The following is a 19,522-nucleotide window of genomic DNA, read 5'->3' as shown; positions in this document are numbered from 1 at the left end:
ATATTAAAAAGCATATGAACAGGAGCATACGCTTTTTAGCAAATCTAACTTGTTTTTCTCCTTTTATTTTCGGTTAACACTTTGTTGTTACGGGTGAGGCTGATAATTAGATAACAAAGGCCCGGAATGACGATCACCGTGCCGATAAGAAAATAGGATAAACGTGTACTTATATCTAACCATGATGAAGATGCGAACAAAACCCCGAGCGGCATCGTGATTCGTAGAAAGAGCAGACGGACTGAACTCAGTTGTGATAAGCGTTCTCTTGGGGCTTCACTTTGGAAGATAGCAGCGCTTTGTGCGTTAAATAAGGGAAATAATACTCCTCCAAGTAGTTCACAAGCCCATGCAAATGGAATCGATTGAACAAAATACAATAGGAAAAAAGAAAAGCCACCGCCAACCAGACCAAGATACATCGTTTTTGGGTTTTTAGGTAACTTGGTCAGAAGCACCATCCCCAGAGCATAACCTACAGGAAACATATCCGCAAAAATGGCATATTCCCACGCTTGTCCATGCAACTCTCTGCGAATAAATAGCACATTCAAAACCATGGTAGCCCCTACCGCAAATTGCACAGTTGAAGAAAGAAGAGTGAGCCTTAATAGCTTTGGAAACTGAAAGAAGGTATGATAGCCTGCTTTCATCTCTTCCCACCAGAACTTTCTTGACCATGCTGCAACCCTTTTTGTACTTGCATATGGGATTTGTGAAAGTGATAGATAACTAAGTAAAAACATGAGGCTCGAAAAAACATAAATAATATGTAGAGGACTGACTAAAAGAAGTAAGGAAGTAACACCAGGAGCGATAAAGCTCATCAGTCGAAGGGTTCCATCTAATAAGCTATTAGCTTGAACGAGCTCTTTTTCTTCACATATATCAGGTAAAAGGGAGAATGATAGACTAGCATATATGGGCTGTAAGAGTCCTAAAGTAAATTGTAAGACAACCAATCCTCCTATCGTTCCTAGTTCAGTCCCGCTGAGATAGCCAATTAGGGGAAATAGATAGGCACCTGAACGAATCAATTGTATAGTTTTAAGCATCTTCTCCTTACGTACATGATTAAGAAAAGGTGAACTTGCTCCTTGTAAAATTAATGAAGGTAGAAAGTAAACGAGCCAGAGAGCTCCCATCCATTCCTTGGAGCCTGTTAGTTGAAATAATAAAAGGCCGTTTACAATTCCCCCAGATGCTCCTCCAAACTCAGAGATAATTTCTCCGATCCAGAGGGATTTGAACGATTTAGAATATCTCTTTTTTTTCATAGCGGTTCTCCGAGATATTGTTTGAGACGTTTAGAGAATGACTGAATTTGTACAGTGTTCGCTGAATAAACTCCTTTATCAACCCGAATGAATTTCGCTGCTTTTAGCAGGGAGAGTTGATGATGCAGCGTTGTTTTTGAGACGTTGAATTTTACGCTTAAATCTTGGAGTGAAAGTGGTCCTCTTATGATTTGATACAGTAATTTTAAGCGAAGTTCATCTCCTAATGCTTTATGACCTTGGACTAGCTCTTGAGGAGGAACACCAGGTTCTAATAATGCTCCCTCTTTTAATGGATAAAAGAACAGCTTTGTTTCCGACGTTCGCAACTCCAAAATCCAAGGACGATAGGAGACATGTGGTATGAGTTTTACCTGCCAAACAGAGGGTTCAGGTAAATACTTTGCTCCGCCTGAAATCCGTTCTATTTCTTCTACTGGCTTAGAGGGATCAATCAAACTGTGCTGTTTCTTTTCAAAAGTAAGAGCTTGCATCCACTTCTTCCAATCCTCATGTTGTCGGATCCACTCGTACCACTCAGAAGTCGTCTTGATAAATAATTCTATGATCTCGGTTTGTTTCTTCTGCCCCAGTGATAAAACATATTCCTCTAGATAATCATGATCCCTAAAATAAGACGCAAAGTGAACAAAGGAGTCTGTATTTTGATAGTCTTTAGCTGTTTTCTTTTTCAATGCTTCATGTTTACGATCCTTAAAGGGTAAGAGCGTTTCATAAAACTCTTCTGGTTCCATCGCAATAATCGCATTCGAAAAATCTTGAATATCGGAAGAGGAAAGCTTATTCTGCAACATGATTAATCCATACCATAAATTTGTCTCTTCGATTTCCTTTAAGTTCCTTACTAAAGTTTGTGACATAGTGTATTGACGGTCTGACCAGTTTTCATCTTGCTCAAAGGTGTGGCGCAGCTTGCTATGTGTGTAGCCGGCAATCCCCAAAGCTATCTCCCAAATAACTGAGAACTCAACGGATAGAGATAAACTTTCCCTTGGTAACGGTGAATAAATGTGTTTCATATAAATCCCCCCTTTTGATAAATTAATTCTAAATTATAAGAATATATAATTCAATATATTTCGAATTATATACCATCCGTAGATTGAATAAATCTATTAGAAACAAGCTTAATAAAAAGAATGGATTGACTTTCAAGTGAATGGTAGAATTAGGAAAATGGGTTTGTAGGGGATATGTATGTTGAAAAGAAAATTTGGGGACCGGACTGGTTGGAAACGAATTGTAAGTAGAAAATATGCACAATCATATCTTGATACTAGTGAGTTCAAGGGATATATAACTTTATTAAATACAATAAAAGTTACCGAACCATTAGTAGTCAATTACAATGGTAAAAATGTATGCATAGTGGATGATGGTTATATGTGGTTGCAACAATTTCCTTTGCAGAAAAATCATTCAGTAACCACGATGTTTGATGCTAATGGAGCTGTAGTTCAATGGTATATAGATATTTGTAATAAAAACTCCATTGAAAATAATATTCCTTGGATGGATGATCTGTTTCTTGATATTGTCTTATTGCCTTCTGGAGAGGTAATAGAAAAAGATGCTGATGAACTTGAAGTCGCGTATGCAAAAGGGATTATTGATAAGTCTCTTTATAACTTGGCCTGGGGCGAATTAATTAACATTAAGAAACAAATAAGAAAAGGTAATTTTGAATTGATAAATTTGTCTTATCAACATAGAGAAATCTTAGTTGATAAACTTAAATAGATTGTCTATGACAGAAATGGCTAGAGTTATAAAAGGATTTATGGAAGCAAGAAGTTTGCTGAGAAAGTTAAAACCAAGCTTGGTCTTTTCTAAAGGTGGTTTTGTATCAGTTCCTGTTATTTTAGCTGCAAGCACACTCAGAATTCCAATATACATACATGAAAGTGATATGACACCTGGTTTAGCAAATAATATTTCAAAGAGATTTGCAACTAAGATTTTTACCTCATTCGAAGAAACAAAAATGTACTTTCCCCAAAATATGACTACTGTAATTGGATCTCCTATAAGAAAAGAAATAACAAACGGTTCTTCAGAAAGAGGTAGACAGTTTTTAGGTTTTGATACAACTCATCCAATAATCACTATTATGGGTGGAAGTTTAGGAGCTAAGAAGATTAATCAAGTTGTTAGAGATTCATTAGAACATCTTTCATTAAACTTTCAGGTGGTGCATCTTTGTGGTAGAAACAACGTAGATGAAGGTTTATCCGCATTTCAAAGATATAAGCAATTTGAATATGTTCATGAAGAGTTACCGGATTTATTAGCTGCTACAGATGTGGTTATTACAAGAGATGGCTCTAATGCCATTTTTGAATTTTTAGCATTAAATATACTAATGATAGTTATCCCTTTAGGATTAGATCAGAGTAGGGGTGACCAAATACTGAATGCAGAAGCTTTTCAAAAAAAGGGATACTCACTTACATTAGAAGAATCAAAATTAAATAGAGAATCATTAGTTGAACTTGTAGAGTTAGTCTATAACAATAGGGAAATAATTAAAATGAAGCAAAGGGAAGCTTCTAAAAGCCATGCACTTGAAATGCTTATAAGAGAATTTAATAAGGTTTAGATTTACTTTCCTTCTTATTAAATTTTATCTTTCATGGGAAAGGAATTATCATAAAAGGAGAAATTGTATATGGAAAACGAAATGCTGAAGGTTTTTGACGACGAGAGAAATCCAATCGGTATTGCTACCCGTGAAGAGGTACATCGATTAGGATATTGGCATGAAGCCTTTCACTGCTGGTTCGTGAGCAATGAAAAAGGCATAAATTATCTCTATTTACAGCTTCGAAGTGATAGAAAAAAAGACTATCCAAACCTTTTAGACATTACCGCGGCTGGACATTTACTCGCTGATGAAAACGTGTACGATGGGGTAAGAGAGGTCAAAGAAGAAATTGGAATCGAAGTTTCAGCCGATGAACTGATTCCATTAGGTGTTATTGATTACTGTGTCACGAAAGAAAATTTCATCGATAAGGAATTAGCGAATGTATTTTTATATAAGAGTAAGAGCACCTTTGATGACTTTTCGCTTCAGGAGGAAGAAGTATCAGGAATGGTGAAAGTAGTATTGAATGATTTCGTTGAACTTTGGGATGGTAGAAGAGAAAAGGTTGATATTCAGGGATTTGAAGTGAAAGAAGCTGGAACTAAAGTCGTCATTGATGGCCTAGCAGGAAAAGATAAATTTGTTCCTCATCCCATTACATATTATGAAACGGTTATTCAGAAAATAAAAAAATTGATATAAACCTAAACTCTTAATTTAACAAAGGGACAGATTAGGTGTGATGAAACTATATATCTATTTCAATCGTAGTATCTAAAGAGCGCTATAAAGGATTTATTAGACGAGCAGAACATTCAAGGAGATAAGATGATTACAAGTTTACAGGATGTTATTTTAGTAATAGGAATGGCAATTTTAATAGTCTGGAATTTTACCCTACTGGTTATTCATTTTCTTAAGGAAGGCAATACAGGCGGTATAGGCGAAAGGATTATCTCTTTTATTATTTTATTATTTCTGTATGCAAAACAGGTTATTATTGCAAGTTTTGGAGTATTGGCTATAGCTTTGAGTACCATTGTATTTTCAACCGATTCAATTATTGGCTGGATAATAGCCATACTAATGCTTGGATTTGCAGGGGTAATACTCTACCATTGCTACCCCCAATTTATAGATTTAGGCGAGGCTAAAAAAAAGAAGAAAAAGTGAATCTGTCATTCAAAGGTGGTAAGACTATGTCAGAGTTTGTTCTTGTACTTTTCTTATGTCCCTTATTGGTACTTATTGCTTCTGTCATTGGATATATCATCTTTAGAAAATGGTATTTTATTCCTCTTGTGACATTGATTACTTTCACGATTCTCATGTTTACATATTTTAATGAATCTTTCTTTATATGGGTCATCATCTATACGGTTATTTCCTGTATTGTAAGTTTGATTATGAAGAAATTCACATCATAATATATCGGAGCTTTTAGCTTTTCCTCAAGGAGGAGAATGGCTCTTTTTTGTTGAAGTAAAAGGTGAAATGAACTATTGGAGGAAGTTTAATGCTACAAATCTATTTAACACGACACGGGGAAACGCATTGGAATACAGAGAATCGCCTGCAGGGCTGGAAAAATTCGGAGCTCACGGAAAAAGGGATTCAACATGCACGATTATTAGGGGCAAGGTTAAGTCAAACCGAATTTCATGCAATTTACACTAGTTCCAGTGAAAGGGCAATGCAAACGACTGAATATGTGAGTGCGGGAAGGGACATCCCTATTATCATTGAACCAAACCTGAAAGAACTTTCCTTTGGTGAATGGGAAGGAAAAACACATAATGAGATTGAGGAAATTGATCAAAAAGAATATGACCATTTTTGGAATGCACCTCATTTATATAACCATCAACCACATAACGGGGAAGGCCTGAGCGTTTTCAAAAAGAGAGTGGAGGAAGCTTTTAAGAGAATCATTGCCGAAAATACGAGTGGAAACCTCTTAATCGTCACGCACGGTGTTGCGATCAAAGCCATTTTGTCTTATGTGATGGATTTACCCACCGAAAAGATGTGGGAGACTCCTTTTATTCATGGAACCAGCCTATCCGTTTTTCAATGGGACGGAGAGAAATTTACCGTTCAGATGTTGGGGGATACAGCTCATTTCTCTAAAGAAGCCGGGGTGTTGTGATGATGGAAATTCGTAATGCTACAGGTTCAGACTATTATGAGATATCTCCGCTGATCAATGAGTGGTGGGGCGGCAGGAATATGACTGATATGCTGCCAAAATTATTTTTCGACCATTTTACCACTACTAGTTTCATTGCTGAAAAGGATGGAAAATTGGTAGGGTTTCTCATTGGCTTCCTTTCCCAATCGTATTTAAATGAGGCCTATATCCATTTTGTCGGGGTCCATCCTGATTACAGAAAGCATCATATTGGGAAAATTTTATACGATAACTTTTTTACGGTGGTTAAGCAAAATGGCCGGAATATCGTACGGTGCGTTACATCACCGGTCAATAAAGTATCTATTGCCTATCATACGAAGCTGGGGTTTGAAATTGAAGCGGGAGATAAAAATATCGATGGAGTTCAAGTAAATTCTAGTTATGATGGGATAAATCAAGACCGGGTATTATTTGTAAAACACCTAGATTCAATTAGCATTTCTTTCTAAATGATTAGCTGCCTATAACGGTAGCTTTCTTTTTTTAGGAAAAGGTGTCACAAATTTGCCCTTCGGACGACTGATAAGGTAAGGCAGAGGAAAGAAGGTGGTGTTGAGCTTGAATAGAGACAGAGAACAGCTGATTATGGACTGGTATGAATTATATTATGATGATATTTATTGCTTTATTTTGTTTATGATTGGTGACCAACAGTGCTGCGAGGATTTGGTTCATGATACGTTTGTCCGTGCGCATACAGCCTATGAGCGGTTTCATCACCAATCGAACGTAAAAACATGGCTGTTCAGCATTGCTAAACATTTGGTCATCGATGAAATTCGTAAGCGAAAGCGTAGAAGATGGTTTTCAGCTTTTGCTAATGACCGGGAGATTCCATCAACTTTTAATCTAGAACAGCTTACGGAAAATAAAGAAACGGTCATTCAATTGATGGCTGCGATTCAACAATTAAAGCCTGATTATCGGCTTGTGATTACGTTGAAAAAGATTGAGGGATATTCGACAAAGGAAATCGCTCAGGTTCTGGAGTGGTCTGAGGCGAAAGTGCGTAAAACATTATCAAGAGCGATGCTAGCATTAAGAAAGATGAATGGATTCGAAGGTGGTGATCATGTTGAGCAAACATTTTGATGACGAGCAATGGAAGCTGCTTCAAGGAGTAAGGCCAACTAGGGCCCAAAAAGAAGTGATGAGGAAGAGGATTCTGGAATCGATCCATACTCCGCCTGCACGTGTCTCCCATTTTCAATGGAAAAGTATCGCAGCAGCATGTTTGCTATTTCTCATTTGTGGAAGTTTCCTATTTTTTATTTTTCAAGAAAATACACCATCAACAACGAGCGGTGAAATGGTGTTTGATGAGGAACTTATCCGCTGGAATTTAAATGATGTGTATGCCGAGAAATCAGGTGATGACTTAGAGCTATACAAAAAGGACCAAACGGTGACGGTTGGAGTTGCCGAGCAAGTGGCAGTTGAAGAAATGAGTAAAATCATTAAAGGTGCTCCTATGTATGTAGAAAAAGAGCTTGAAAATTTTCCCTATCCGACACATATGTATATTGAGCATGTGAAAATGATGGACGTGGCCCTACGATATCACTTTTTTATCGAAGTACCAGGCCAGCCATCTATTCATTTTTCTTTTGATTATCCAAAGCTTGAGCACGCGGATATATTAAGGGCTATTTCTACTTTACAATTGAAAGGGATCAAACCTTATAAACATAAGGATCCACTTTATGTGAATCATGGGTATGGATTAATGATTTTCCCTGTAGAATTAGAGCCAATTTCGATTTCTTCCAGCAAGGAAGTGTACCATTGGGAAGATGCTTCATTTAAGGTATTTGCTGATTACTTGGAGAAAATCGAGCAAGGTGGTTGGAAGAAAACATCTAATAATGAACGTTCACATACTTTCGAATCCGGTGATGGAAACGAAGTAGTCACGATCACCATTGATGGAAAAACGATCACCTATGAGTTTTTTTATCCTAATCAAGAGGAATGATTATTTTCAAATAAAAGGGCACAATTGTGCTCTTTATTTTTTGTGTGTAAAATCCGGAAGGAAATCGACGATGAATTCCTTTTATATTTAAATAGGATTTAAGTAGTGTTTTCCTCCTCTTAATCTATCGATCTAAAATATTTCCCAATATCTAGGAAGTAGTTTCCTGTTTATTATTCAGAGTTTTCAAACTAAACTTGATGTTACAACTGGGAAATGACTGTAAAAATCAAAAAGGGGAGGAAAACAAAAATGAAAAAGAGAAAATGGTTAGGGTCTAGCATTCTAGCACTATCAATGGGGGTTTCCTTATTTGCTTCGGGAGCTTATGGGGAGGCGCAGGATTCAAAAGAAACATATCGGGTGGTAATCAAAGGACAGGGTTCAGAAAAAGCAAAAGTAAAGCAAAGTCATGGAGCACGCTGGGATTTTGGGGCGGAAGGATTTACGACCGAAGTGAATGCGCAACAATATCAAGCATTATTAAAAAATAAAAATTTACAGATTGAAAGAGTTCCAGTCGTGCAATTGGATCGGGTTGAGAATAAGTCTAAAGACAATGCTGCAAAGGCGATTTCCTCGCTTCCAAGTGATCGTACTCCGTGGGGAATTCAAGCGATTTATAACGATCCAGCTATTGCAAGTACATCTGGCGGAGCAGGGATTAAGATCGCTGTGTTAGATACAGGTGTTTATACGAATCATCCTGATTTAGTAGGAAGCAGTGAACAATGCAAGGACTTTTCGCAAGCCTCCTCATCGCTCGTAAATGGGACATGTACCGATAAAAACGGGCACGGTACCCATGTGGCGGGAACGGCGCTGGCTCATGGAGCTTCAGACGGATTAGGAATCTATGGAGTTGCACCACAAGCGAAGCTTTGGGCTTATAAGGTTTTGAATAATCGAGGAACAGGATATTCTGATGATATAGCTGGTGCAATCCGCCATGCAGCAGATGAAGCCGTTCGGACAGGCTCAAAAGTTGTCATTTCCATGTCCCTGGGCTCAAGCGCAAAAGATAGCATGATTGCTAGTGCAGTAGATTATGCTTACAGCAAGGGAACACTGGTGGTTGCGGCTGCAGGAAACAGTGGCTATGCTGATAACACAATTGGCTATCCGGGGGCATTGACAAGTGCCGTCGCTGTTGCTGCCTTGGAAAATGTCCAACAAAATGGCACCTATCGTGTAGCGGATTTCTCCTCTCGCGGTAATTCTGCAACTGACGGTGATTATGTGATTCAAGAGCGGGATGTAGAAATTTCCGCACCAGGTAAGGACATCCAATCAACCTGGTATGATGGAAATTACAATACAATCAGCGGGACTTCTATGGCGACGCCTCACGTCTCAGGCTTAGCGGCAAAAATCTGGTCATCTAATTTGTCTTTGTCCAATACCCAGCTTCGTGCTGAGTTGCAAAGCAGAGCGAAACTATACGATATTAAAGGTGGGTACGGTGCTGCTACTGGAGATGATCATGCATCAGGATTTGGCTTTGCGCGGGTGAAATAATGTAAAATTGTTGCGTTGAAAATAGTCTGGGGAAGAGAATCATAACTATATTCGGCTACTAAGGATTGGACCCTGTTCAAACAGGGCTCAATCCTTTTCGTTTTGTTTTAAATTCACAAACTTTTGAGTGGCAAGAATGAATTCTTTTACAGCAGGAGTACTATTCTTAATCGTCTTTACTGCCAATCCTATTTGACGATAGGTCTCGGGAACAAGTTCAGCAATCGAAACATGAGTTAACCAGTTTGGCAATGTTAACTGGGGAACGACTGTTAGCCCGAGTCCCTCTTGAACCATTGAGATAATCGTTTGATTATCTTCCACCTCAAATTGAATAGCAGGGTTTACCCCAAACGAATGAAACCTTTCCTTGATGAGCAGCTCGCAGCCTGCCTTGGGCATGATAAAGGGCTCCTGCGATAACTGCTCGATGTTAATAGAGGTATTAGCCTGTAATGGATGGCCATCTGGCAAGAGCACGACGAGTTTATCTTTTAGCAGAGGGATCGTCTCTACTCCTTTAATTGGCAACGAAACAAATCCAATGTCAATGACTCCATTTTCTACCCATTCCGTAATCTCAGGATAGCTCCCCTCATGAAGTTCCAACTCCATTCCTTGATACCTGTCTTTGAAATAAGAAATGATGCCGGGTAATAATTTAGCGGATGCACTTGGGAAACTCCCGATCTTAATTTTCCCAATTTCAAGTCCCTGGATGGATGCCGCCTTTTGTTTAATTTGTTCTGACTCTAAAAGGATATTTCTCATATGTCCTATGATCCGTTGTCCTGCATCTGTCAATGAAACTCCAGTTCTTCCCCTATGGAGCAGAGTAATCCCTAGTTCTGACTCCAAAGCAGATATATTATGACTGACACCTGATTGAGTGAGTCCTAGAATTTCCCCAGCTCTAGTAAACTTTCCTGTGTCTACCACTTTCACAAACACTTCATATTGAAAAAGAGTCATGGATTTCCTCCTGGTAATAACCTTGATAGTAAGTTAATTTTACATGAATTCCCCTCATGCATACTATTCATAATATTCATTTTACTTATGAGTGAATGATGAATATGATTAATTTAGAAAGAAAACGATAATCATGCGAATTTAAGGAGGAAAATAATGAAACAACTTTCGGTTTATCATATTGATGCTTTTACGGATAGATCATTTGGAGGAAATCCTGCAGGGGTCATACCTCATGCGGAAAATTTAAAAGAGGAAGAAATGCAAAAGATTGCGAATGAATTGAATCTCCCTGAATCTGCTTTTTTATTGCCTTCTTCTCATCCACATGCAGACTTTAAAGTAAGATATTTTACACCTACCGAGGAAATCAACTTTTGTGGTCATGCTACGGTAGGCCTTTCTTGGTTACTTGCAACAAAGTACAATTGGATGGAAAAAGCAGAACAGATTGTGTTTGAAACCAATGTAGGACTAATTCCGGTAAAATGGATAAAAGAAAACAATCAACTCATTCGAGTTTCCATGACACAAATCAAACCAACGGTTAAAGAGATAGAATTAGACAAAAAATCGATTGCCCAACTAGTTGGCATTCAAGAAAGCGATTTAGACGAAAGGTATCCAATCAAATTAAGTAATACAGGAAACTGGCATCTTCTTATCCCAGTTAAATCATCCGAAGCGATTGATGGTGCCGAGCCACAATTTAAAAAGTTGGCCAGCTTGAACCGAGAACATAATATTTCAACCACGCACTTATTTACTTTTCATACCAATGGGGAGTTGGACCTTTATACAAGAGATTTTGCCCCAGGTATTGGCATTGATGAGGATCCAGTGACGGGTGCGGCCAATGGTGCCTTAGCGGGATATTTGTTTTTAGAAGGAATCCTTTCTAAGGATCAAACACATCAGCTTAAAATAGGGCAAGGGCATGCTATTGGCCGGCCAGGTACCTTATATATAACGATAACACCTGAAAATAATGGACCAACCATTGAAGTGGCTGGATCGGCGATCATCACGATTGAAGGGAAGATTAATATCGTATAAGTTGTATGTTTACCAGCAATAAATGGATAGGAGAGGAGTGCACTCGCACTTCTCTCCGTAATATACATGGTATCATCAATTTTTCTGAGATTCCACAAACCACTTTAATGCTTCCTGCTCCATTTCAGTCACAAATGCCTTTTTGGCAGGGCTGTATCCACTGGTATTCTCGAAACGAGCGGCTAATTCTTCTTTAAAGCGACCATAGCGTGCCGCCTCTTCGGGATGCGAACGCAAGTAATCTCGAAAAATTAAATGCCGGTCAATTTGCGGGTTATCGATTTGGTAAAAGTGAATATGGTGAGTTCGGTTTTCTCCACCCTTTCGAAATAATCTTCTTCCTGCGATTCCCCAATCTCCTGCGACATCGTACCCCAGCGCTTCCATTTTGCTGTTAAAGGAATCGATCTTTTCGATGTCTTGTACAATACACATCATATCGATGACAGGTTTTGCTTTTAACCCGTGAACCGAGGTGCTGCCGAAATGTTCAAATCGAATAATCTCATCTCCAAATAGCTCACGTAAGAATTGTGCCTCTTTTTGAAACATTAGAGACCAATTTTCACTATAATCACTAAGTCGAACTTTCATTTGTTTTCCCCCAGATTTTTCGAAGATTCTATTATTCTTTATAAAATTTACCAAATGGTAGAGATAATGTCAGTTGTTTTTTGTATGATAGGGGAAGATTTAAGTGTGAGACAGATAAAGGTCATTCAACATTTTTATTCGCATTTAACTCATATACTACTAAGCAAAGAGTGATCCTATTGATTTTAAAAAAAGGAGTAAACAGCCGGTTAGTCTATTTAGCAGCCACCGTCATAACCATTTTATTAGGCCTAGCTTCGCGGAAATATAGCAGCCCCCTTCCTCCATTTCTCGCAGAAAATGCTGGAGATGCACTGTGGGCGATGATGGTTTATTTTGGTTTCCGTTTCTTACTTGTTCGAAAGAGCCTGTTCGCATCGATCTGCTTAAGTCTTTTGTTCAGCTTTGGCATTGAATTCAGTCAGTTGTATCAGGCTGACTGGCTGAATCAAATTCGGGCAACCACCATCGGAGCTTTGATTCTTGGCCAAGGATTTCTTATGGTCGATCTCGTTCGTTATTTAGCAGGGATCATCATCGCCACCATCATGGATAAAGCTTTAAGCAAGATTAAAAAATGATTCACGGCCTCATGAAAGTGGACCATATCTTCAATCATAATGAGCATATAACCTCATATCATTTATAGGCTCTTTCATCATTAGTAGTATTTCTATTGATTTATTGATAGGCATAGAAAACAGGAAAAAACCACCCCGATTTTTTGAGGTGGTTTTAGCATTTATGGTTCATTCCTTTTTGACACAGATTCCCCGATAATTTCTTCTGTTTTTACAATCGTCCGAGGAGGCGGATTTTTATTTTCCTTTATTTTTGAAAAAAGGATATCCGTGCCGGCTTTTCCAAGTTTTCTAATTGGAATTTCAATGCTGGTCAGCGACGGAGAGAGAAAAGGACTATAGGTAGTGTTGCTGTAACCGACAATGGATAGATCATTGGGTATCTTAATCCCCATCTCTGATGCTGCTTTATATACACTCATGACCTTCAAATCATCAGTTGCTAAAACAGCGGAAGGGCGTTTGGATAATGAGAGCAGTTGGTTCGCCGCAATACTCCCGGTCTCAACCGTATAACCACTGTCAATGATCCACTCTTTTCCTAACGGCAAATCATGATCCTGCATACAGTTTTTATAGCCCTCAAGTCTATCAATGGAAACATGGTAATCTAAAGGAGAATGTAAGCAAGCAATATCCGTATGCCCCTGGTCAATTAACCGTTTCGTTAAAAGATAACTATCCTGGTAATTATCTGTATCAACAGAGTAGATATTTTGATAGTGCCCCTCTACTTTCCCAATGACAACTATTGGTATATTGAACACATCAAGCTGTTGAAAGAAATCCTCTTTAGCTGGGGAGCTTAACATAATGATGCCTTTAATCATTTTATCTCTAATTTTGGCAATGCATTTCTCTAGTTCATCTTGACTATTTTTAGCGGTTTGCAGAATGACGTCAAAATCTTCTTCTTCTGCTTTTTCCGCAATGGTTTTAAGAATATCGGCAAAAAATGGATTATTCGTCGTGGTTTTGGCAGAACGAGATAAGACCATGATCGCATCAAACCCTGAGGAAAGAGCTCTAGCCAGCTTACTAGGCTGGTAATTTAGTTGTTCAATCGCTTTCATGACACGCTCACGTGCTGCATCAGATATATTGGTTTGGTTATTGAGCACTCGGGATACGGTAGACTTTGAAACGTTTGCGACCCGAGCTATATCATAAATGGTGTGGCTCAAAAAACTCCCTCCTCTTTCAATGGAATTCGTTCTAAATATGTGATAAGTGTGATACATGTATATGTATCTGTTTACACTTTATATAGGTAATTCGTCGGGTAAAAAAGTGGGAGCAATACAGGTACATTATAGGGATGAATTTTAAATCTATCAACTCATTTTTAAGCTAAAACGGATTTTTTAAAAATTAACCTGTGAGATGAAATTTGATTTTAGGTTTTGGTTGACATCAATCGTTATCTGTAATATATTAACCTCGTGGGAGCGGTACCACGAAATAAAATCTACTAATCTCTTTTTTTGTAGAATTTTGGGAGCGGTACCATAATAATGATTATATTTTCAGTTAAATAGAGAGGTATATATTTTTTTGCGATTAATGGGAGCGGTTCCATGGAAAAGGGGGAATAGAGTTAGCCATAAATATTTAAAAAATTCATCTTAAAAATGAACAAACTAAGTCTACGAATTGATTGGTTTCATTCCATTTATCTAAAAATAATCTGGCCCCATGATGTCAGGTCATTAGGAGGAGAAACAATGATAAAAAAAGGACTGTACATAGCCATGCTGTTGCTTTTGGTGGCAGGATTAACAGCATGCGGCGGGGATGAAGCTAACAGCGGAAAGACCACGATTGAATTCATGCATTCTTCTGTTGAACAAGAACGCTTGGCGGTCATTAATGAATTAGTTGCAAAGTTTGAAGAAGAAAATCCTGATATCAAAATCAAGCAGGTTCCCGTTGAGGAAGATTCTTATAATACCAAGATGGTTACACTGGCAAGTGCTTGGAAACTTCCTGCCGTCCTTGAAGTCGGTCAGGATTTTGCAAAAGTTTTGGATAAAGAGCAATTGATCGACCGTGAGGCTGTTAAAACGGTGTTAGATAAGACAGGGGAAGAAAACTTCTATGAGGGTGCTTTAAAACTTGTTAAAACTGAGAACGGAAAAGGATATACAGGAGTTCCAATCAGCGGTTGGGTTCAAGGGATTTGGTATAACAAGGAAATGCTCTCTTCAAAAGGATTTGAAGAGCCCAAGAATTGGGATGATGTGTTAGCCATTGCAGAAGCATTTACTGATCCAAGTAACAAAAAGTATGGAATTGCTGTACCGACGGTAGAAGGTGGCTTTTCGGAGCAGGCATTCTCTCAATTTGCCTTATCAAACAATGCAAATGTTTTGGATGAGAAAGGTAAGTTAGCGATTAATTCTAAAGAAATGAAAGAAGCCTTATTTTTCTATCAAGAATTAGCAAAATATACGATGCCAGGGTCCAACGATGTAACGGAAGTAAAGGATGCATTTATGAACGGCTCCACACCAATGGCTGTATATTCAACCTATCTTCTACCATCCGTTTATGAGGAAGGCAGTGCAGAAAATATTGGCTTTGCGATCCCGACGCAGAAAACAAAAGCCGTATTCGGAACGGTATCTGCTTTAACGATTTCAACGGATTTAGAAGAAAAGAAAAAACAGGCTGCACAAAAATTCGTGGAATTTATGGCTCAACCTGAAAACATGACGAAATGGATATTAATGTCTCCAGGAGGGGCACAACCAGTCAACAAGCTTGTGATTGAAAATGAAACTTATCAAGCAAACGAAGTAGTGAAAGCTTTTGGTGAACTTTCTGCTGAAATTGCTGCCTCTTACAACGATATTCAGGTATTTGGGTTAGTGGATGGCAAGAACTTCTTGAAAATGGGGGATATCACCAGCTCTGGTGCCATTCCACAATTAGTCAATGCGATTACGGTTGGCGGCAAGAGCATTGACAAGGAATTAAAAACGGCTGAAGATTCGATTCAGGATATTCTGGAACAAAAATAATTTGAGTGAATGATTTCTTCTTTAAGGAGGGAGAACATGAAAGCAGTAAAAAAAGAGAAATCGGATTTGAAATTGGCGGTCGTCCTGCTGTTTCCGAGTATGTTTTTAATTCTTCTTTTGGTAGCCTATCCGATGCTTTCGAATATTCAATTAAGCTTTTTTGATCAACCGATAAACCCCAGGCTAAGTGCCATTTTTGTCGGCATTAAAAATTACACAGACATTCTAACGGATGCAGCGTTTTTTAAATCATTGGGTATTACCCTTTTATACATGATTCTCGCAGTTGCTGGTAGTACGGCATTGGGCTTGGCGGTGGCGATTTTCTTTAACCGCCCATTCCGATTCCGTAAACTAGCTCGGTCACTAATAATCTTGTCTTATGTCACTCCTTCGATCTCATTGGTGTTTGCGTGGAAGTATATGTTCAATAACGGCTACGGAATCGTCAACTATTTGGGAGTAGATGTATTTGGGATTTTTGAAACAGCACCGCTCTGGTTTGATAAGCCGGTGAGCAGTTTTATATTGGTAGTTTTATATGCGATTTGGAGATACTTTCCTTATGCTTTCATTTCATTTTTGGCGATTTTACAGACAATTGATGCAACTCAATATGAAGCAGCGGAAATCGATGGGGCAAATGCTTGGCAAAAGTTTAAGATTGTCACACTTCCGGCGATCATGCCGGTGTTAATTACGGTTGTTACGCTTCGTTCCATTTGGTTGTTCTACATGTTCACGGATGTTTTTCTTCTAACAAACCAAGTGGATATTCTAGGTATTTACCTTTACGAAACAGCGTTTGCCTTCAATGATCTTGGGAAAGCGGCTTCTGTTTCTGTCATTCTTTTTATTATCCTTTCTATTGTGATCATTGCAACACGAAAGCGGGTGAAATACTAATGGCAATGGCTAGTAATAAGAAAAATAAGGTAACGAGAAAGGTTGCTTTTTACACCGGTCTCATCGCGCTTTTGGCGGTGTCTCTATTTCCATTTTTCGTCATGCTGATGACTTCCTTTAAATCATCAAAGGAAGCTGTGTCGACTAATCCGACAATCTTGCCAACAGAGTGGACGTTTAAACATTATATTGATATTTTCAACCCGGATATTTTTCCGTATATCTCTTATTTTAAAAATAGCTTAATGGTTTCACTTACCGCTTCAGTGATCTCGGTGTTAATTGGGATCCTCGGTGCCTATGCGTTATCACGTTTAAAGTTTATCGGAAGAACGACGATTAATGCCAGCTTTTATACGGTGTATATGTTCTCGGGTATCCTGCTTATTGTGCCTTTGTTCAAAATTATTTCTGGACTTGGATTATATGATACGAAAACAGCGCTCATTATCACGATGATCGTTCAGACGTTGCCGACTTCGATCTTTATGTTAAAAAGTTACTTTGATACGATTCCTGATGATCTCGAAGAAGCAGCATCCATTGATGGCCTGAACCGGATACAGATTATTTTTTATATCATTATTCCGTTATCGATATCAGGAATCATCTCTGTGTTTGTCTATTCCTTTATGGTTTCTTGGAACGACTTCTTGTTTGCTTCGATTTTCTTATCTGACTCGGTGAATTTCACATTGCCGATCGGGTTAAACACCTTGTTCAGCACACCAGATTATGTGTGGGGACGGATGATGGCGGCATCTCTTGTAACGGCACTGCCAGTTGTGATCATGTATGCTCTGTCTGATCATCTCATCAAGGGTGGAGCAACAGAAGGTGGAGTAAAAGGATAAAGTGGGGGCACATGCCCGTCTCAACAAAAATACGAAAAAAGAGGTTGCTACAATGAAAAAACTTATTGCTGCAGCACCAAGAGTCGCTGCTTTAGTGGAATATGAAGATCGTCCTTTAGAAGCAAATGAAGTCAGAATTGATGTCGAGTTCGCATCTCCAAAGCATGGTACAGAGGTCATTGATTTCCGTGGCATGACTCCCTTTATGGATGAATACTTCGATGAAGAATGGCGAATGTTTATGCCTCGAAAAGAAGGGGCGGCCCCTGGGATTGTATTCGGTGAGTTCCAGCTTGGTAACATGGTTGTCGGTAAAATTGTTGAAAAAGGCATAGAGGTTAGTGAGTATGAGATCGGTGAAACGGTTTGTACCTATGGACCAATTATGGAAACGGTGATTGTGAATGCGATTGATAACCATCGTCTGCGCAAAATGCCGGAAGGGGCAAAATGGCAGAATGCGGTTTGCTATGATCCAGCACAATTTGCTTTAAGTGGAGTGCGCGATGCCAATGTTCGTGCCGGAGACTATGTTGTCGTTGTCGGCTTGGGAGCCATCGGGCAAATTGCCATTCAACTTGCTAAAAAAGCAGGGGCGAGTATCGTCATCGGGGTTGACCCATTAGAAAAACGACGTGCGATTGCTCTTGGAAATGGAGCTGATTTCTGTTTGGATCCAATCTCTACGGATGTAGGTTTTGAAGTGAAAAAGCTTACGAACAAGCTAGGTGCAGATTCGATTATTGAAACAAGCGGTAATGTCGCTGCCCTTCAATCCGCCTTAAAAGGAATCGCTTATGGTGGAATCATTTCTTATGTGGCGTTCACAAAGCCATTCCCAGAAGGTTTGAATTTAGGTCGTGAAGCCCATTTTAATAATGCAAAAATCGTCTTTTCACGTGCTGCGAGCGAGCCGAACCCTGATTACCCTCGCTGGAACCGTAAGCGGATTGAAGATACTTGCTGGGAATTACTAATGAACGGATATTTGAATTGTGTTGACCTTATTGATCCGGTTGTTCGTTTTGAGGATAGTGCGGAAGCCTATATGGAATATGTGGATAAGCACCCTGAGCTTAGCATTAAGATAGGGATCGAATATAAATAATCATCCATTCTCGCCGTCCTGTTTGGGCGGCTTCTTAATAAAATTAAGGAGGAATCGGTCATGAAAATTGGTACACAGAACCAGGCATTTTTTCCAGAGGATATTAAGGGGAAATTCCGTTACCTCAAGGAAATGGGCTTTGACGGCTTTGAAATTGATGGAAAACTGTTGGTTGACCATTTAGATGAGGTGAAGGAAGCGATTGCTGAAACAGGCATTCCCGTTACAACAGCTTGCGGTGGATATAACGGCTGGATTGGAGATTTTATTGAAGAGCGCCGAGAAAACGGCTTAGCGGAAATCAAACAAATCCTTGAAGCACTGCAGCAAGTAGGCGGTAAGGGAATTGTTGTACCGGCAGCCTGGGGGATGTTTACGTATCGCCTTCCTCCGATGCAATCTCCACGAAGTCAAGCGGGTGACCGCAAAACTGTAACCGAATCACTTCTGTATTTGGATAAGGTCGCCGAGGAAACAGGGACAACCATTTTCCTTGAGCCGTTGAACCGTTATCAGGATCATATGATTAATACTTTGGCTGACGCCCGCCTTTATATTGAAGAAAATCAATTGAAAAACGTAAAAATCATCGCTGATTTTTATCATATGAACATTGAAGAAGATGGAATCTCGGAAGCGTTACATGAAAATCGTGACTTTGTTGGCCATATCCATTTAGCCGATAACCAACGTTATCAGCCAGGCAGCGGTTCGATTGACTTTAAGAAACATTTTGACCAGTTACAACAAGATGGGTATGACGGATTCCTGACGATTGAATGCCGAATCCGCGGAAATGATCCTGAAGCCGAGTACAAGCAAGCTTTAGCACATCTAAGGGAATCGTTACGTTAAA

At 39.1% G+C, this 19,522-nt stretch carries 22 protein-coding genes; 17 read left to right on the top strand and 5 right to left on the bottom strand.

From position 1 onward, the window contains the following. Positions 1-44 precede the first annotated feature (44 nt). The gene (locus ACWM35_RS11860; protein WP_454818604.1) at positions 45-1,277 is read right to left on the bottom strand and encodes an MFS transporter; all 1,233 of its coding nucleotides are present in this window, start codon (positions 1,275-1,277) and stop codon (positions 45-47) included. After that, positions 1,274-2,317, bottom strand: coding sequence for an ArsR/SmtB family transcription factor (locus ACWM35_RS11855; protein WP_454818602.1), 1,044 nt, complete (start codon positions 2,315-2,317; stop codon positions 1,274-1,276). The genes ACWM35_RS11860 and ACWM35_RS11855 overlap by 4 nt, the downstream gene beginning before the upstream one ends. A gap of 178 nt (positions 2,318-2,495) precedes the next feature. Between ACWM35_RS11855 and ACWM35_RS11850 the strand changes: the two genes are divergently transcribed. The 10 genes from ACWM35_RS11850 to ACWM35_RS11805 all read left to right on the top strand — a co-directional run bounded on the left by ACWM35_RS11850 (position 2,496) and on the right by ACWM35_RS11805 (position 9,572). Continuing rightward, on the top strand, positions 2,496-3,038 hold the full coding sequence (locus ACWM35_RS11850) for a DUF402 domain-containing protein (RefSeq protein WP_454818600.1): 543 nt from the start codon (positions 2,496-2,498) through the stop codon (positions 3,036-3,038). Continuing rightward, positions 3,022-3,897 (top strand): glycosyltransferase, encoded by an 876-nt coding sequence (locus tag ACWM35_RS11845; protein WP_454818598.1) that lies wholly within the window; start codon positions 3,022-3,024, stop codon positions 3,895-3,897. Before ACWM35_RS11850 ends, ACWM35_RS11845 begins: the two co-directional genes overlap by 17 nt. Before the next feature lie 69 nt (positions 3,898-3,966). Next, positions 3,967-4,587 carry an NUDIX hydrolase gene (locus ACWM35_RS11840; RefSeq protein WP_454818596.1) on the top strand — a complete coding sequence of 207 codons (621 nt, stop codon included), beginning with the start codon at positions 3,967-3,969 and terminating at the stop codon, positions 4,585-4,587. 126 nt (positions 4,588-4,713) lie between these two features. Then, positions 4,714-5,058 carry a hypothetical protein gene (locus ACWM35_RS11835; RefSeq protein ID WP_454818594.1) on the top strand — a complete coding sequence of 115 codons (345 nt, stop codon included), beginning with the start codon at positions 4,714-4,716 and terminating at the stop codon, positions 5,056-5,058. Between the two features lie 26 nt (positions 5,059-5,084). Continuing rightward, positions 5,085-5,312, top strand: coding sequence for a DUF2651 family protein (locus ACWM35_RS11830; RefSeq protein ID WP_454818592.1), 228 nt, complete (start codon positions 5,085-5,087; stop codon positions 5,310-5,312). A gap of 89 nt (positions 5,313-5,401) precedes the next feature. Next, positions 5,402-6,034: a histidine phosphatase family protein gene (locus tag ACWM35_RS11825; protein ID WP_454818590.1), complete on the top strand. Its 633-nt coding sequence runs from the start codon at positions 5,402-5,404 to the stop codon at positions 6,032-6,034. A 2-nt stretch (positions 6,035-6,036) separates the two neighbouring features. Further along, positions 6,037-6,528: an N-acetyltransferase family protein gene (locus ACWM35_RS11820; RefSeq protein WP_454818588.1), complete on the top strand. Its 492-nt coding sequence runs from the start codon at positions 6,037-6,039 to the stop codon at positions 6,526-6,528. A 109-nt stretch (positions 6,529-6,637) separates the two neighbouring features. Next, positions 6,638-7,171 (top strand): RNA polymerase sigma factor, encoded by a 534-nt coding sequence (locus ACWM35_RS11815; RefSeq protein ID WP_454818586.1) that lies wholly within the window; start codon positions 6,638-6,640, stop codon positions 7,169-7,171. After that, on the top strand, positions 7,155-8,054 hold the full coding sequence (locus tag ACWM35_RS11810) for a hypothetical protein (protein WP_454818584.1): 900 nt from the start codon (positions 7,155-7,157) through the stop codon (positions 8,052-8,054). The genes ACWM35_RS11815 and ACWM35_RS11810 overlap by 17 nt, the downstream gene beginning before the upstream one ends. Positions 8,055-8,306: 252 nt before the next feature. Next, positions 8,307-9,572, top strand: a complete 1,266-nt coding sequence (locus tag ACWM35_RS11805; RefSeq protein WP_454818582.1) for a S8 family peptidase — start codon at positions 8,307-8,309, stop codon at positions 9,570-9,572. Between the two features lie 87 nt (positions 9,573-9,659). On the opposite strand, the gene ACWM35_RS11800 is transcribed toward ACWM35_RS11805, so the two are convergent. Next, positions 9,660-10,544: a LysR family transcriptional regulator gene (locus ACWM35_RS11800; protein WP_454818580.1), complete on the bottom strand. Its 885-nt coding sequence runs from the start codon at positions 10,542-10,544 to the stop codon at positions 9,660-9,662. Between the two features lie 156 nt (positions 10,545-10,700). Here ACWM35_RS11800 and ACWM35_RS11795 point away from each other — a divergent pair, with 156 nt between their 5' ends. After that, positions 10,701-11,600 (top strand): PhzF family phenazine biosynthesis protein, encoded by a 900-nt coding sequence (locus tag ACWM35_RS11795; RefSeq protein WP_454818578.1) that lies wholly within the window; start codon positions 10,701-10,703, stop codon positions 11,598-11,600. Between the two features lie 75 nt (positions 11,601-11,675). Here the strand turns inward: ACWM35_RS11795 and ACWM35_RS11790 are convergent, their stop codons facing one another. Next, positions 11,676-12,194: a GrpB family protein gene (locus tag ACWM35_RS11790; protein ID WP_454818576.1), complete on the bottom strand. Its 519-nt coding sequence runs from the start codon at positions 12,192-12,194 to the stop codon at positions 11,676-11,678. A gap of 170 nt (positions 12,195-12,364) precedes the next feature. Here ACWM35_RS11790 and ACWM35_RS11785 point away from each other — a divergent pair, with 170 nt between their 5' ends. Continuing rightward, complete coding sequence (locus tag ACWM35_RS11785; RefSeq protein WP_454818574.1) at positions 12,365-12,775, top strand: ribosomal maturation YjgA family protein; 411 nt, start codon at positions 12,365-12,367, stop codon at positions 12,773-12,775. Positions 12,776-12,936: 161 nt separating this feature from the next. Here ACWM35_RS11785 and ACWM35_RS11780 read toward each other — a convergent pair whose 3' ends face one another. After that, complete coding sequence (locus ACWM35_RS11780) at positions 12,937-13,959, bottom strand: LacI family DNA-binding transcriptional regulator (protein ID WP_454818572.1); 1,023 nt, start codon at positions 13,957-13,959, stop codon at positions 12,937-12,939. 540 nt (positions 13,960-14,499) lie between these two features. On the opposite strand from ACWM35_RS11780, the gene ACWM35_RS11775 reads away from it, so the two are divergent. The 5 genes from ACWM35_RS11775 to ACWM35_RS11755 are packed head-to-tail and all read left to right on the top strand — an operon-like array spanning position 14,500 to position 19,521. Next, entirely contained in the window at positions 14,500-15,798 is a 1,299-nt protein-coding gene (locus ACWM35_RS11775) for an ABC transporter substrate-binding protein (protein WP_454818570.1), read from the top strand. A 36-nt stretch (positions 15,799-15,834) separates the two neighbouring features. Continuing rightward, entirely contained in the window at positions 15,835-16,704 is an 870-nt protein-coding gene (locus ACWM35_RS11770) for a carbohydrate ABC transporter permease (RefSeq protein WP_454818568.1), read from the top strand. 5 nt (positions 16,705-16,709) lie between these two features. Beyond that, positions 16,710-17,558, top strand: a complete 849-nt coding sequence (locus ACWM35_RS11765) for a carbohydrate ABC transporter permease (protein ID WP_454818943.1) — start codon at positions 16,710-16,712, stop codon at positions 17,556-17,558. A gap of 52 nt (positions 17,559-17,610) precedes the next feature. Further along, positions 17,611-18,666: a zinc-dependent alcohol dehydrogenase gene (locus tag ACWM35_RS11760; RefSeq protein WP_454818566.1), complete on the top strand. Its 1,056-nt coding sequence runs from the start codon at positions 17,611-17,613 to the stop codon at positions 18,664-18,666. Between the two features lie 60 nt (positions 18,667-18,726). Then, a complete protein-coding gene (locus ACWM35_RS11755; RefSeq protein ID WP_454818564.1) occupies positions 18,727-19,521 on the top strand; it encodes a sugar phosphate isomerase/epimerase family protein in 795 nt (264 codons plus the stop codon). Position 19,522 lies beyond the last annotated feature (1 nt).

It is taken from the genome of Neobacillus sp. K501 (assembly GCF_053749995.1).
The sequence above is the reverse complement of the archived record's forward strand: the minus strand, read 5'-3'. Positions and strand labels throughout refer to the sequence as shown.

Coding starts and splice junctions, on each gene's coding strand:
- ACWM35_RS11755 (WP_454818564.1), top strand. CDS start 18,727: ATGAAAATTGGTACACAGAACCAGGCATTTTTTCCAGAGGATATTAAG.
- ACWM35_RS11820 (WP_454818588.1), top strand. CDS start 6,037: ATGGAAATTCGTAATGCTACAGGTTCAGACTATTATGAGATATCTCCG.
- ACWM35_RS11860 (WP_454818604.1), bottom strand. CDS start 1,277: ATGAAAAAAAAGAGATATTCTAAATCGTTCAAATCCCTCTGGATCGGA.
- ACWM35_RS11760 (WP_454818566.1), top strand. CDS start 17,611: ATGAAAAAACTTATTGCTGCAGCACCAAGAGTCGCTGCTTTAGTGGAA.
- ACWM35_RS11770 (WP_454818568.1), top strand. CDS start 15,835: ATGAAAGCAGTAAAAAAAGAGAAATCGGATTTGAAATTGGCGGTCGTC.
- ACWM35_RS11825 (WP_454818590.1), top strand. CDS start 5,402: ATGCTACAAATCTATTTAACACGACACGGGGAAACGCATTGGAATACA.
- ACWM35_RS11790 (WP_454818576.1), bottom strand. CDS start 12,194: ATGAAAGTTCGACTTAGTGATTATAGTGAAAATTGGTCTCTAATGTTT.
- ACWM35_RS11855 (WP_454818602.1), bottom strand. CDS start 2,317: ATGAAACACATTTATTCACCGTTACCAAGGGAAAGTTTATCTCTATCC.
- ACWM35_RS11850 (WP_454818600.1), top strand. CDS start 2,496: ATGTTGAAAAGAAAATTTGGGGACCGGACTGGTTGGAAACGAATTGTA.
- ACWM35_RS11840 (WP_454818596.1), top strand. CDS start 3,967: ATGGAAAACGAAATGCTGAAGGTTTTTGACGACGAGAGAAATCCAATC.
- ACWM35_RS11800 (WP_454818580.1), bottom strand. CDS start 10,544: ATGACTCTTTTTCAATATGAAGTGTTTGTGAAAGTGGTAGACACAGGA.
- ACWM35_RS11805 (WP_454818582.1), top strand. CDS start 8,307: ATGAAAAAGAGAAAATGGTTAGGGTCTAGCATTCTAGCACTATCAATG.
- ACWM35_RS11830 (WP_454818592.1), top strand. CDS start 5,085: ATGTCAGAGTTTGTTCTTGTACTTTTCTTATGTCCCTTATTGGTACTT.
- ACWM35_RS11775 (WP_454818570.1), top strand. CDS start 14,500: ATGATAAAAAAAGGACTGTACATAGCCATGCTGTTGCTTTTGGTGGCA.
- ACWM35_RS11765 (WP_454818943.1), top strand. CDS start 16,710: ATGGCTAGTAATAAGAAAAATAAGGTAACGAGAAAGGTTGCTTTTTAC.
- ACWM35_RS11835 (WP_454818594.1), top strand. CDS start 4,714: ATGATTACAAGTTTACAGGATGTTATTTTAGTAATAGGAATGGCAATT.
- ACWM35_RS11795 (WP_454818578.1), top strand. CDS start 10,701: ATGAAACAACTTTCGGTTTATCATATTGATGCTTTTACGGATAGATCA.